This is a genomic window from Bacilli bacterium (genome assembly GCA_036381315.1).
Lineage (GTDB): Bacteria > Bacillota > Bacilli > Paenibacillales > KCTC-25726 > DASVDB01.
The window spans coordinates 33055-47479 of record DASVDB010000160.1; the positions used below are offsets into that span (position 1 = coordinate 33055).

Annotated in this window: 14 protein-coding genes; 12 read left to right on the top strand and 2 right to left on the bottom strand. The window is 51.3% G+C overall.

Translation table 11 applies throughout. The features are described from left to right. Positions 1–266: 266 nt before the first annotated feature. From rny to VF260_11970, 12 genes are all read left to right on the top strand, one after another. Positions 267–1808, top strand: coding sequence for a ribonuclease Y (gene rny, locus VF260_11915; protein HEX7057883.1), 1542 nt, complete (start codon positions 267–269; stop codon positions 1806–1808). A 90-nt stretch (positions 1809–1898) separates the two neighbouring features. Beyond that, positions 1899–2693 (top strand): TIGR00282 family metallophosphoesterase, encoded by a 795-nt coding sequence (locus VF260_11920; protein HEX7057884.1) that lies wholly within the window; start codon positions 1899–1901, stop codon positions 2691–2693. Between the two features lie 122 nt (positions 2694–2815). After that, a complete protein-coding gene (locus VF260_11925) occupies positions 2816–3076 on the top strand; it encodes a stage V sporulation protein S (GenBank protein ID HEX7057885.1) in 261 nt (86 codons plus the stop codon). A 207-nt stretch (positions 3077–3283) separates the two neighbouring features. Further along, on the top strand, positions 3284–4243 hold the full coding sequence (locus tag VF260_11930) for a dipeptidase (GenBank protein ID HEX7057886.1): 960 nt from the start codon (positions 3284–3286) through the stop codon (positions 4241–4243). 153 nt (positions 4244–4396) lie between these two features. Beyond that, positions 4397–6133, top strand: a complete 1737-nt coding sequence (locus VF260_11935) for a 2-oxoacid:acceptor oxidoreductase subunit alpha (GenBank protein HEX7057887.1) — start codon at positions 4397–4399, stop codon at positions 6131–6133. Further along, entirely contained in the window at positions 6133–6999 is an 867-nt protein-coding gene (locus tag VF260_11940) for a 2-oxoacid:ferredoxin oxidoreductase subunit beta (GenBank protein HEX7057888.1), read from the top strand. The genes VF260_11935 and VF260_11940 overlap by 1 nt, the downstream gene beginning before the upstream one ends. 127 nt (positions 7000–7126) lie before the next feature. Beyond that, complete coding sequence (locus VF260_11945) at positions 7127–7696, top strand: phosphate propanoyltransferase (GenBank protein HEX7057889.1); 570 nt, start codon at positions 7127–7129, stop codon at positions 7694–7696. Between the two features lie 98 nt (positions 7697–7794). Beyond that, entirely contained in the window at positions 7795–9276 is a 1482-nt protein-coding gene (miaB, locus tag VF260_11950; protein HEX7057890.1) for a tRNA (N6-isopentenyl adenosine(37)-C2)-methylthiotransferase MiaB, read from the top strand. A gap of 14 nt (positions 9277–9290) precedes the next feature. Continuing rightward, positions 9291–9752, top strand: coding sequence for a YlbF family regulator (locus VF260_11955; GenBank protein HEX7057891.1), 462 nt, complete (start codon positions 9291–9293; stop codon positions 9750–9752). A 150-nt stretch (positions 9753–9902) separates the two neighbouring features. Beyond that, positions 9903–10298 (top strand): hypothetical protein, encoded by a 396-nt coding sequence (locus VF260_11960; GenBank protein ID HEX7057892.1) that lies wholly within the window; start codon positions 9903–9905, stop codon positions 10296–10298. A gap of 27 nt (positions 10299–10325) precedes the next feature. Next, a complete protein-coding gene (locus VF260_11965) occupies positions 10326–10916 on the top strand; it encodes a gluconate 2-dehydrogenase subunit 3 family protein (GenBank protein ID HEX7057893.1) in 591 nt (196 codons plus the stop codon). Next, positions 10892–12484 (top strand): GMC family oxidoreductase, encoded by a 1593-nt coding sequence (locus VF260_11970; protein ID HEX7057894.1) that lies wholly within the window; start codon positions 10892–10894, stop codon positions 12482–12484. Before VF260_11965 ends, VF260_11970 begins: the two co-directional genes overlap by 25 nt. A gap of 79 nt (positions 12485–12563) precedes the next feature. On the opposite strand, the gene VF260_11975 is transcribed toward VF260_11970, so the two are convergent. Further along, positions 12564–14042 carry a sodium:solute symporter family protein gene (locus VF260_11975; GenBank protein ID HEX7057895.1) on the bottom strand — a complete coding sequence of 493 codons (1479 nt, stop codon included), beginning with the start codon at positions 14040–14042 and terminating at the stop codon, positions 12564–12566. A gap of 1 nt (position 14043) precedes the next feature. After that, on the bottom strand, positions 14044–14226 hold the full coding sequence (locus VF260_11980) for a hypothetical protein (GenBank protein ID HEX7057896.1): 183 nt from the start codon (positions 14224–14226) through the stop codon (positions 14044–14046). Positions 14227–14425 lie beyond the last annotated feature (199 nt).

Genomic DNA, 14425 nt, shown 5'->3' on the forward strand with positions numbered 1-14425 from the left:
AAATAGTACTATGTTCCTTTCATAATGGAATCATTTCATCCTTTTTGGGGTCCATTTGAAATGTTTCCATAGCGCTTTATGGTCGATTGCCATTTTGTTTACAGGGAAAAAGTGGATAACGCTATTTGCCGGCGTGAATTCCACACTTGACCGCGAGCATTGTCAAGCTCGGTCATGATTTTTTAAAGAATGGAAATAAATACGGATTAAAAACCAAAAAGACCCAAGCTAACCCCTTGGAGATAGCACGAGGAGGTGAATCAGGGATGCCCGCATTCATCTGGATCCTGATCGTTCTCGTTGCTGGAGTAATAAGCTTTGGGATTGGTTATTTTATCCGCAAATCTCTTGCTGAGGCTAAAATTTCTAGTGCCGAGCAGGCTGCTGAACAAATTGTCCAGCAGGCATATAAAGACGCTGAGGCATTGAAGAAAGAAACGGTGCTGGAAGCGAAAGATGAAGCCTATCGCTTGCGGACCGAAGCTGAAAAAGACATTCGTGAGCGTCGCAATGAAATCCAACGCCAAGAAAGACGACTGTTGCAAAAAGAGGAGTCGCTGGATAAAAAATTAGAATCTCTAGAGCGAAAAGAAGAAAAGCTTACCAGCAAAGAGAAGCGAATTGAAGAAATACAGACGCAAATTGAAGAAGCGTTAAGAAAGCAGACAGCGGAATTGGAAAGAATTTCGGGTCTGACATCGGAAGAAGCGAAGCAGATTTTGCTCGCTACTGTCGAACAGGAAATCAAGCATGAAACAGCGCAAATGATCAAGGATATTGAAGTTGCGGCCAGGGAAGAAGGGGATAAAAAAGCGCGAGAAATTATATCCCTGGCGATTCAGCGTTGTGCTGCAGACCATGTGGCGGAAACGACCGTTTCGGTCGTTACGCTGCCTAACGATGAAATGAAAGGCAGGATTATCGGGCGTGAAGGAAGAAATATTCGCGCGTTGGAAACGTTGACCGGTATCGATCTCATTATTGACGATACCCCGGAAGCCGTAATCTTGTCCGGGTTTGACCCGATTCGTCGGGAAATTGCCCGCAACGCGTTGGAAAAACTGGTTGCAGACGGCCGAATTCATCCTGCGCGCATCGAGGAGATGGTTGAGAAATCCCGCAAGGAAGTGGATGAGCGCATTCGCGAATACGGCGAACAAACCACTTTCGAAGTGGGCATTCACGGCCTTCATCCCGATATGATCAAGATTTTGGGCCGATTGAAGTTCAGGACAAGCTACGGTCAAAATGTGCTGAAGCATTCCATGGAAGTAGCGTACTTGACCGGATTGATGGCTGCAGAATTGGGAGAAGATGTTACCCTGGCAAAACGTGCAGGATTGCTGCACGATATTGGCAAAGCATTAGACCATGAAGTGGAAGGTTCACATGTTGAGATTGGCGTCGAATTGGCAAAGAAATACAAAGAGCATCCGGTTGTGATCAACAGTATCGCATCCCACCATGGGGATTGTGAGCCGACTTCCGTAATCGCCATACTGGTCGGAGCGGCTGACGCGTTGTCCGCAGCCCGCCCGGGAGCGCGGCGGGAAACTTTGGAAACTTACATCAAACGGCTGGAAAAGCTGGAAGAGATTTCGGAATCGTTCGAAGGCGTGGAAAAATCTTACGCCATTCAAGCAGGACGCGAAGTGCGCGTAATGGTGCAGCCTGAGAAGATTGACGATCTTGAAGCGTTCCGCCTGGCCCGCGAAATTACGAAAAAAATCGAAAGCGAACTCGATTATCCCGGTCACATCAAAGTCACGGTTATCCGGGAAACGCGCGCTGTCGAATATGCTAAATAACGGCGGAATTTGTGAAAAGTGGCTTGCAAAAGCCACTTTTTGCTATACTATGAGACGAGCCAGAAGTAAGGTACTTGGGAGGTAGTAAACATTAACATCCTGTTTATCGGCGATATCGTGGGGGCGGCTGGCCGCAGAGCGGTTCTGCAGGTTTTGCCGGTGCTGAAACGCAAATTCGCTCCCGCCTTTATTATTGCGAATGCGGAAAATGCCGCGCATGGGCGCGGCATTACGGGGAAAATCGCCAACGAATTGTTCGAAGCCGGCATCCACTGCCTGACGATGGGCAATCATACGTGGGACAACAAAGAAATTTTCGCCTTTATCGATCGGGAAAAGCGCATGGTGCGTCCGGCCAATTATCCGCCGGGGGTGCCGGGAACGGGCGTGACGGTCGTGCGCTCGGAAAACGAGGAGTTGGCGGTCGTCAATTTGCAGGGAAGAACGTTCCTTCCCGCCATTGATTGCCCGTTCCGCACCGCGGATCAATTGCTCGCCGATTTGCGCAAAAAGCATAAACTGATTTTGGTCGATTTTCACGCCGAAGCAACATCCGAGAAAATTGCCATGGGCTGGTATTTGGACGGCCGCGTTACCGCGGTGGTAGGTACGCACACGCATGTGCAGACGCATGACGAATGCGTGCTGCCGAATGGGTCGGCCTATGTGACGGACGTCGGGATGGTTGGATCATTTGAAGGCGTGCTGGGCATGGAAAAAGATGCTGTCATTCAGAAGTTTTTGACCCAGCTGCCCATGCGGTTTCAGGTCGACGACGGCAAATGGCAATTCCACGCTTTATTGATTTCCGCGGACCGGACAACGGGCAAAGCAAACTCCGTTTCGCTCATTCGCTTTAGGGAAAATGAATTGATTATGGAATAAAATGTTTTTGATCTTTCTAAATATTTTGAAACTTCGCTCCGGGAAAGCAGGAATTTTTTACGGGTTCCGCGAATAGTTATCTGTAGTGGAAATCATCCATCTTTCCCGAGGAGGTACTGTTCATGGAGGTATTAAAAGTTTCCGCAAAATCCAATCCAAACTCCGTAGCCGGGGCACTTGCAGGCGTTCTGCGCGAGCGTGGAGCGGCAGAATTACAGGCAATCGGCGCCGGTGCTCTCAATCAAGCAATTAAAGCAGTTGCGATCGCCAGAGGATTTGTTGCGCCTAGTGGTGTCGACCTCATCTGTATCCCGGCATTTACAGATATAAAGATTGACGGGGAAGATCGGACTGCTATCAAATTAATCGTTGAGCCGCGGTAATGTTGTATAAGCCCGCCAATATACGTTTTGTATGAGCCTGTTTACGATGTAGACAGGTTTTTTGTGTATACGTTAATGAACTAAACGACAACCGGCTAAAGCCGCAGGCTTCTGTCAGACGCCGAAAGCCGACTGTTCAGGCTAGAGCCTGGCAGGGTGGCTTTCCGTTCTCGCGTGGAAATTAAATTGGAAAGAGGTTTTTTAGATATGAGGGTATTTGACGCGCACTGCGATGTGTTGAGCAAAATGTTCGAGCAGGATGTGGCGTTTGACGACGCCGCCGCATTGGATGCGGCATTGCCCCGTTTGATCAGCGGCAATGTTCAAGTGCAGACGTTTGCCCTGTTTTTGCCCGAAGAGCAAAGCGTTCCCACCTTTCGAAAGCTGATTCGTTTGACCGATCTCTTTTACGAACGGGTGGCAAGCTTTCCGGAAATACGGGTTTTGCGCTGCCGGGAGGATCTTGCCGCGTTAAAAAAAGGCGAGATCGGGGCATTGTTAAGCCTTGAAGGCGTGGGCGGATTGGAAGGCGATTTTGCGTATTTGCGCACGCTGTATCGGCTTGGTTTGCGCGTTGTCGGGCTAACCTGGAATTTTGCCAATTGGGCGGCGGACGGCGTTCGGGAAACGCGGCAGGGAGGTTTGACGCAAAAAGGACGGGCGCTCATTGCGGAATGTGAACGGTTGCAGCTTATTGTGGATGTGTCGCATTTGACCGAGCGCGGATTTTGGGAAGTGGCGGAACTCAACGCGCGCCCATTTATCGCGTCACACTCCAATGTTTACGAATTGTGCGCGCATCCGCGCAACCTGAATGAACGGCAAATCAAAGAAATCATCAGGCGCGACGGGCGCATTGGCCTGACATTTGTGCCTTACTTTTTGCATGAATCGCACCAAGCGACAATCGGCACGCTGCTTTTGCATCTCGACCATATTTGCGCCATGGGCGGGGAACATCATGTCGGGTTCGGCTCGGATTTTGACGGCATCACGGAATGGACGGAAGGCTTGCGGCATGCCGGAGATTATCAGCGCCTGGCTAACGCTTTGACAAAATATTTTAATCAGGAGCAGGTAGAAGCTTTTCTGTATGGGAACTGGCGCCGTTTTTACGAAAACAATCTGCCTTCGTGCGGCGATTCCGCGAATCTATCGAAAAATTAGCTTATTTCAATCGAAAATAGTTATTCAACGCTTTTTGCGAAAACCCTTGATTTTTATCACGTTAAGTCATAAGATTTACAGAGAGCTATGAAAAGTATTTTTTATTGCCTTTTTTTATGCGCATTTATCGCAATTTTAAGGAGCTGACTTTACGTGATCAGTCAATTGTCGTGGAAGATCGGAGGACAACAGGGCGAGGGTGTCGAAAGCACAGACCGCATTTTCTCCACCTCGCTGAATCGGCTCGGCTATTATTTGTACGGGTACCGGCATTTTTCCTCGCGGATTAAAGGAGGACATACGAACAACAAGATTCGGATCAGCACCAAGCCGATTCGTTCGATTTCCGATGATCTGGACATTTTGGTTGCGTTTGACCAGGAAACGATTGATTTCAATGCCCATGAGTTAAGGCCGGGCGGCATTATTATTGCCGATGCGAAATTCAATCCGACCGTACCGGAAAACGTGCAGGCACGCCTGTTCCCGGTGCCGATTACGCAAATCGCCGAAGATTTGGGCACGTCGCTGTACAAAAACATGGCGGCATCCGGTGCGTCCTGGGCGATTTTAGGACTGCCGTTGGAAGTGTTTACAAAAGCGGTTGAGGAAGTATATGGAAGAAAAGGCGCGGTCATTGTCGAAAAAAATGTGGAAGCCGTCAAGCGGGGTGCGCAGTTCATCCTGGATCAGGCCGGCGGTCCGTTGGAAGAATTCCGGCTGGAGCAGCCCGACGGCAAACAAAAATTGTTCATGATCGGCAACGAAGCGGTAGGGCTTGGCGCCATTGCCGCAGGATGCCGATTTATGTCGGCGTATCCGATTACGCCCGCATCGGAAATTATGGAATATATGATTAAAAAGTTGCCGAAATTCGGCGGCGCGGTCATTCAAACCGAAGATGAAATCGCCGCGATAACGATGGCGATCGGCGCGAACTATGGCGGCGTGCGGGCGTTTACGGCTTCATCCGGCCCCGGCCTGTCCCTCATGATGGAAGCGATCGGGCTTGCCGGCATGACGGAAACGCCCGTCGTCATTGTGGATGCGCAGCGCGGCGGACCGAGCACGGGATTGCCGACCAAACAGGAGCAAAGCGATCTGAACGCCCTGATTTACGGGACGCACGGGGAAATTCCGAAAATCGTGATTGCGCCAAGCACGATTGAGGAATGTTTCTACGACACGGTTGAGGCGTTCAACCTGGCGGAAAAATTCCAATGCCCGGTCATTGTGATGACGGATTTGCAACTGGCAATGGGCAAACAGACAGCCGAGCAGCTTGACTTCAGCAAAGTTGTAATCGACCGCGGCAATCTCGTATCCAATTTGCCGCCGCTTACCGATGACAAATTGTTCAAACGCTATCAGTTTACGGAAACGGGAATTTCCCCGCGCGTTCTGCCCGGCGAAAAAGGCGGCTTGCACCATGTGACCGGGGTCGAGCACGACGAGGAAGGCCGTCCGTCGGAGAAAGCGGCCAACCGCAAATTGATGATGGAAAAACGGATGCGCAAACTCAAGCATGTCAAAATCACAAACCCGATTCTGGTGGACGCGCCGCATGAAGAACCCGACCTTCTCTTAATCGGCATGAATTCGACGGGCGGCACGATCGACGAGGCGCGCGACCGACTGGCCAAAGAAGGAATTCGCACCAATCATATCACGGTGCGGCTCATCCATCCGTTCCCGACCGAGGAAATCACGCCATACCTGGAAAAGGCGAAAAAAATAATCGTGGTTGAAAACAACATTACCGCGCAATTGGCTGCCCAGATCAAACTGCATGCGGGCTTTGCGGATAAAATACAAAGTTTCCTGAAATATGACGGAACGCCCTTCCTGCCTTCGGAAATCGAAAAAGAATGCAAAAGAGGTGTAAAATAATGGCGACCTATAAAGATTTCCGCAATAATGTGAAACCGAACTGGTGCCCGGGTTGCGGCGACTATTCCGTGCAGGCCGCTATCCAAAGAGCTTGCGCAAACGTAGGGCTGGAGCCGGAACAACTGGCGATCATTTCCGGGATCGGATGTTCGGGGCGCATTTCCGGTTATGTGAATTGCTACGGCTTTCACGCCATTCACGGCCGGGCGTTGCCGATTGCGCAAGGCTTGAAAATGGCCAACCGCGATTTGACGGTAATCGCCTCCGGCGGCGACGGCGACGGTTTTGCCATCGGAATGGCCCATACGATTCACGCAATCCGCCGCAATATCGATATTACTTATATTATTATGGATAACCAGATTTACGGGTTGACCAAAGGGCAAACTTCGCCGCGCAGCGCGGCCGGGTTCGTTACCAAGAGCACCCCGACGGGATCGGTCGAACAAGCGCTCATGCCGCTTGAATTGGCGCTTTCAGCCGGAGCGACGTTTGTGGCGCAATCGTTCTCCAGCAACTTAAAACAACTGACCGAACTGATCGAAGCGGCTATCCACCATAAAGGTTTTTCCATCGTCAATGTGTTCAGCCCTTGCGTCACGTTCAACAAAGTGAACACATACGATTGGTTCAAGGAGCATATTGTTGACGTCAACGGATTCCCGGATTACGATCCGTCCGACCGCAAGATGGCGTTGAACAAATTGATTGAAACAAACGGTCTCGTGACCGGCCTGCTTTATCAGGACAAAGAAAGAAAAAGCTATCAGGATCTGCTGAACGGTTACCGCGAAGAGCCATTGGTGAAACAAAACATCCAATTAACCGAAGAGGAATTCAACAAGCTCGTTAAAGAGTTTGTTTAAAACCTCTCGCGCATTCAGAAAATAAAAATGAATTTTTGGTGAGCATGTGACCAACGTCACGTGCTTATCTCGTTTTACCGATATAATGTTGCTCGGAGAAAACCATTCAGAGAGGTTGGTGCGAACTATGCGCAACGTACCGATAGGCGTTTCGGCGCGCCATATTCATTTATCCGCTGAGCATATCCGCCAATTGTTCGGAGACCATTACGAACTGCATGAATTGAAGCCGTTATCCCAACCGGGCCAATATGCCGCCGAGGAAACGGTGGCGGTGATCGGGCCGAAAGGCCAATTTGCGAAGGTAAGAATCCTGGGTCCGGCCAGGTCGTTAACGCAGTTGGAGATTTCGCGCACGGACGCCTTTTTCCTGGGCGTGGACGCCCCGGTGCGGCTATCCGGGAATATCGCGGGAACGCCGGGCATTCGCATCGTGGGACCGAAAGGCGAACTAACAATCGAAGAAGGCGTCATTGTCGCGGCGCGGCATATTCATTTTCACACTGACGATGCGGCGCGGCTTCATATTCGGGATGGGCAGCTGCTGCGCGTGAAAGTGTCCGGCGAACGTTCGCTTATTTTTGAAAATGTGGTGGCCCGCGTCTCACCGCAATTTGCGCTGGATATGCACATCGATACGGATGAGGCGAACGCAGCCGGCGTCAAAACCGGCGATACGGCGACTATTTTGGATTGATGCGCAAAATTCCCTTTTGAAATGATCGCTTGAAAAATGATATAATAAACGAATGAATGTTTCATTTTCGCGATTTTCAAAGGGAAAGGAAGGTTGAGATGGACAACAACCAAACGTTTTCCGGCAAACCGTCTGCCAACTTTCAACCGCCTTCTCTTTTCGCCGCCAAACGGCGGGGCAAAGAGAAGATTCGTTTTTCATATGATTTTGCCATTCCTGAAGATATGAAAATGTTCGGCGCCGGCCGAAAGTATTTGATACGCACATACGGATGCCAAATGAACGAGCATGATACGGAAACGATGAAGGGCATCCTGGAGATGATGGGCTATACGGAAACGGAAGACAAGCAGGAAGCCGACATCATTCTGTTGAATACGTGCGCCGTGCGCGAAAATGCCGAAGATAAAGTATTCGGCGAACTCGGGCATCTAAAACCCTTGAAGATGGAAAAACCTTCGCTTGTGCTGGGCGTATGCGGCTGCATGCCGCAGGAAGAAGCTGTTGTGCACCGCATCCTGCAAAAACATTCATTTGTCGATCTTGTTTTCGGCACGCACAACATTCACCGGCTGCCGCAGTTGTTGCGCAACGCGGTGTACAGCAAGGAAGTCGTCGTCGAAGTTTGGTCCAAGGAAGGCGACATTGTCGAAAACCTGCCAAAGAAGCGCACCGGCTTGAAAGCATGGGTCAACATCATGTTTGGCTGCGACAAATTTTGCACATATTGTATCGTACCGTATACGCGCGGCAAGGAACGCAGCCGTCGTCCGGAGGACGTGATCAACGAAGTGCGCGACTTGGCGCGCCAGGGTTTCAAGGAAATTACGCTGCTCGGGCAAAACGTCAATGCTTACGGCAAAGATTTCACAGACATCAACTACAGGTTCCCGGATTTGATGGATGATATCCGCAAAATCGGCATCCCGCGCGTCCGTTTTACCACATCGCATCCACGCGATTTTGACGATCGCCTGATTGAAGTGTTGGCAAAGCGGGGCAATCTGGTCGAGCACATTCATTTGCCGGTGCAGTCGGGCAGCAATGAAGTGTTAAAAATGATGAGCCGCAAATATACGCGGGAGTCTTATCTGGAACTCGTCCGCAAAATCAGGCAGGCAATCCCCGATGTGGCGCTGACGACGGATATTATTGTCGGCTTCCCGGGCGAAACCGCCGAGCAGTTTGAGGATACGATGTCGCTTGTGGCCGAAGTCGGCTACGATTCGGCGTTTACGTTCATTTACTCGCCACGCGAAGGAACGCCGGCGTCGGAAATGCCGGATAACGTGCCGGAAAGCGAGAAGAAGGAGCGACTTCAGCGATTGAACGCGCTGCTCGCGGATTTAAGCCGCAAGAGCAACGAAAAGTTGATCGGCACGGAAGTGGAAGTGCTGGTCGAGGGCGCAAGCAAAAATAATCCCGACATGCTGTCCGGCAGAACGCGCACGAACAAGCTGATTCACTTTGCCGGTCCGGAGCAGCTTGCCGGCGAATTTGTCCGCGTTAAGGTCACCGAAGCGCAATCATATGTGATTAAAGGCGAATTGGTGGCAACCGATGCCGCTGCGGCCGTGTGATTGAGGTGGAAAATATGTCTGAAATCCAGCATATGAACAACGGCGTGCCGTTTGAAATCGAACGGTATAATTTGCGGGACCTGGTCGTGAAAGAAGACATCATGGCCAAGGCGAAAGAATTGGCGCAAATGATTTACGAATCGGAAGACGTGCAGATGTACCGCAAAGCGGAACAATTGATCAAGGAAAACGAACGAGTGCAGAGCCTCATTGCGCTCATTAAAAAAAGGCAAAAGGAAGCCGTCGCCTTTCAGCATTTTCAGAATCCGAAAATGGTGGAGAAAATCGACGGCGAAATCAAGGAATTGGAAGCGCAATTGGACGCGATTCCGATTGTCAACCAGTTCCGCCAGACGCAAGACGATCTGGACTATTTGCTGCAAATGGTGTTCTCCGTCATCCGCGACTCGGTGTCGGAGAAGATCGCCGTGGAAGGCGCATCCAGTCCGCCGCCGCCCGCTTCGTGCAGCGACTGATTGTCATTTCTTGCGAACATCCAAGCCTCCCGATATCGGACAGTTTCGGCACACGCCAACTCTCCGGTTTGGGGGGTTTTTTTGTGCATGATTTTATTTGCGCGGGAAATAATGTGAAATGACATATTGCGGAAACGAGGCGAGCGGGATATGTATTGGGACGGTTGGAATACGGAGCGAATCGTCATCTTATTTGTCAGTTTGGCCTATTTGCTGATCGGCATCCAGGTTACCATGTTTCATTACCGGCAAAATTTTCACCGCAAAATCATGTGGGCGCCTGTGCTGGCATCGCCGCTGTTTTTTGTTTGCGGGATGGCGTACGTGTTTTACCGGGTTGATTGGCTGCATTCGTTATTTGTCGTGCTGATGTGGGTCGGCGTCATTGCCGGAGTCGTCGGTTTTTACATGCATACGCAAGGCGTTCGCGTTCGCGTGGGCGGCTGGTCGGTGCGCAATTTCCTGATCGGACCGCCGGTCATATTGCCGCTTTTGTTTGGTGCGTTGGGCGCGCTGGGGCTGATAGCCGCATATATGCTGCCGTAAAATATGGAACCAAGGGAGGCGCATCCGGTGACGCAAGAAAGCCGATATCCCGGATACGACGTATTAAAAGAACAAACGGAATGGGACGACCATACGCGCTCCATTGTCGTCGGGCGGACGGAACCGGCGCCATTAAAAGCGTTGACGCAAGAGGAAGTGGACACGCTCAGACACCTTTGCCCGCTGTTTGTGGATGATTATCGGGCCGAGGTGATCGATTATGTGATTCGCCATGTCGATGAAACGATTACCTCGAAAACCGGCGAAAGTGAGCGCAAGCTTAATGTGCCAAAAGCCGCCGAGCTGATTCGCGGCGGTTTGCAGCGGATTGAAGAAGACGCGTTAACTTTATGGCATAAACGATTAGCGGGGTTAACCGTTTCGGAGCGCGCGGAAATGATCCAAAAGTTGCTGCACAATCAAGGAAACGCGTCCGTTTGGGAGCAATTTCCCCAGGCGGAATGGGCGCAAAAAATATTGCGGCTGACGGTAGAGGCATATTGTTCGCATCCCATCGTATGGTCGGAAATGGGCTATGGCGGCCCCGCTTATCCGCGCGGCTATGTGCGTATGGAAATTGGGATCACGGATCCATGGGAGGCAAAGAAAAGTCAATGAAGCGAAAATACGGCGGAGAAACAGTCGATGCTGTGATCGTGGGCGCTGGCGCCGCCGGGGGCGTGCTGGCGAAAAATTTGAGCGTGGCGGGGCTGAAAGTGGTCGTGCTGGACGCCGGGCCGTTTCGCGATCCGCAGCATGATTTTGCGAGCGACGAATTGGCCATGAAAAATCTTGGCTGGCAGGATACGCGCATCGTAGCCGGGCAAAACCCGCTCACCATGGGGCACAACAACTCCGGCCGCGGAATCGGCGGCGGAACGGTGCATTTTACCGGCGTATTTTTACGGTTTCACGACGCCGATTTCAAAGCGCGCACATTGGACGGGGTGGCGGACGATTGGCCGATTGCCTACAAAGACCTCGAACCTTATTATGACAAGGTGGAAAAAGATATTGCCGTTTCCGGTCCCAAACATTTTCCCTGGGGAGAATTCCATGGCCCGTATCCATATCCGGAACGGGATCCGTTAAGTCCGAATGCATACATATTCCGGCGCGGTTGCGAAAAATTGGGCATTCGTTCATCTGTAGCGCCGCTGGCAATTTTGTCCGCGCCGTTCGACGGCCGGCCGCCTTGCATCAACCGCGGATTCTGCAATCAGGGCTGCATGCCGAACGCCAAATTCAGCACGTTAATCGTGCATATCCCGCAAGCGATCAAAGCGGGCGCGGAAGTGCTCGCCGATTGCATGGTGACCAGGGTGAACGTGGATAAGCGGGGAAGGGCGACCGGCGTCACCTTCGTGCATCAAGGCAAAGAATATGAGCAAAAAGCCAAACTCGTCATTTTATCCGCGTTTGTGGTCGAAACGCCGCGTTTGCTGCTAAATTCGGCGACGCCGCAATTTCCCGACGGATTGGCGAATTCAAGCGGCTGGGTCGGCAGGGCCATCATGACACACAGCAGCCATGACGTGTACGCCAAATTTGCCGAAGAGATAAGGCTGTATAAAGGGACACCGGTGCTGGCGACAACCCAGGATTTTTACCGGACGCAAGCAGGCAACGATTTTGTCCGCGGCTATACGCTGCATGCGCATGGCGCAAGGCCGGTGGAATTTGCCTCCGGCATCGCCAAAGCCGAAGGCGGCCCTGTCTGGGGCGGCAAGTTGCGGTCGACGCTGTTGGATTACAATCTGTATGGGCGCGTTACGCTGGTCGGGGAAGTGCTGCCCAACCCGGAAAACCGGGTTACATTGGCAGCGGAGAAGGATGAGTATGGTTTGCCGCGGGCGCAAGTTACGTTCAGTTATGGCGACAACGACAAGCGGCTAATCGCGCACGCCGTAAAAAAGATGAGCGAAATTCTGGAAGCGGCGGGCGGCAAAACCGAATATGTCGTGCCGGATACGGCGCATTTGATGGGCGGCTGCCGAATGGGGAACGACCCCGGCAATTCGGTGGTCAACAGCTACGGCCAAACGCACGATATCAAAAATTTGTTTATTTGCGATGCGAGCATTTTCGTGACATCCGGCGCGGGCAATCCGACCAATACGGTCATGGCGCTCGCCGAACGCGCATCGGAATATATTGTCGAACAGGCCAAAAAGCGCGAACTGTAACGTCAACAAGCAAATGGCGGGGAATCCCCGTATCATTTCGGCTGCTTCCCCGCCACGCTTTTTCTCGCTTTTTTTTCGGTCAGGCTTTTTTTCGGCTTAAGCGCAGTTCTTCTTTTAATTCGTCAATAAAGGCATAGGCTTTTTGCTCCGGTGCTTTCGTCAGCAAGCTAACAACCACGAACAGTACGGTGGAAACGATCAGCCCCCAGATGCCCGCGCCCAATTTCCACGGAACCAAACCGGTAAATTGCAAGTACAGCACGAATGCTGAGCCGATCACGACGCTCGCAATGGTGCCCGCTGCCGTCCCGCGCCGCCAGAAGAAGGCGCCGACAATGGAAGGCACGACGACGATCAATCCGGCCGAGGATGCGACCGACAAAACGGCAATCATATTCAAATTCAACGTCGCAAAAATAAAGGCAAGGATCGCGATGACCGGAATGACGATTTTACCGACCAATAGTTGCTTGCGGTCATCGGCTTTCCGTGAAACATTGCCGTAAACGTCGCGTGAGAACAAAGACGACAATGTTAAAATAATTGACTCGATTGTGGACACAGCCGCCGCCAAAATTCCGATCATGACGATCACGCCCAGCACCGGCGGCACAAGATCCGACGACAAAAGCTGCGGCGTCGCCAAATCGGCGTTGTCGAGGCCGGGGAATTTAATCAATGCGGAAAAGCCCCACAGGATGGAAACAAACGTGTAGATAAAGCCGAAAACAAGAAAGCCGAGCAGCATCCGCCGCATCGCTTTCAGCGACGTCGGCATGAACAGGCGTTGGCTGACTTGCGGATTCGAAAGGCTGAAGAAAAACCACGGGATCGTCAGCCCAAGGAACGTGAAGATGTTGAAATATCCGTTGCCGGGCACGGCCAGCATTTCGGGATGCTGTGTTTGCAACGTATGGAAAAACGTCCCGAAACCGCCCAATTTGCTGATGACCAGGAGCACCACAATCGTGGAAGTGACAATCATGATGAGCGCTTGCAGCGAGTCCGTCCACATGACGGAACGAATGCCTGCTATATTGGAGAAAATGATGGCCAGCAAGGTGGCGATTATAACGCCGGTTAAAAATGGAATCGCGTGGTTGGTGATCCCCTCCAGCAAATAACCGACGCCCATTAACTGCACGGCGCTGTAGGGAATGAGAAAAAGACAACTGAATAAGGAAATGACGGCGGCGCTCGTTTTGCTTTGATAGCGGTCACCTATCATTTCCGACGGGGTGATATAGCCGAACTTTTTGCCCACCAGCCAAAAACGCGGGCCAAACAACGCGACCAGCGAAACGCCGGTAAAATAAATGATTTCAAAGCCGAGTGCGCCGACGCCGCCTTTATAAGTCAACCCGGCCAAACCGACCATCATAAAAGCGCTGTAAGTAGTCGAACTGTAACTTAACGCCGAAACCAGACCGTTCATCCGGCGATTGCCGACGAAAAACGCGTCCATGTTGTTTTGTTTGCCTTGCCGGGACAAAAATGCGGTAATCAATGATATAACGATAAAGATTGCCAGACCCGTCCAAACCAGCGTTGTGCTCATATTATCTGCTCCAATCTCTCGTGACGATAAAATTGATGATTATGGTGAAAAGCGCAGTCAACCCCCACCACAAAAAGCTGCCGTACCAAGCGTGCGTATCGGTTAACGCCGTGTACGGAACAATGTATGCCAACGCAACGATCAGGGCTATCAGGATGCCCCAGAACATTTTGGAACGCTGCAAGATATGTCCTCCCCTTCGATGTGAAATTTTGAACTTGAACCGATGATTCTGTCAATACACTTGACATGACATCAAGTTTGCCACACATTTTCCGAAAATGCAATATTGTTAAAGAAAAAAGTGGTGTGTAATGCAGCATTTTTTTCAATCCGTTATAATAAAAAGAGCATCGATGAATGTTGGAAGGAGCGTTGCCGAT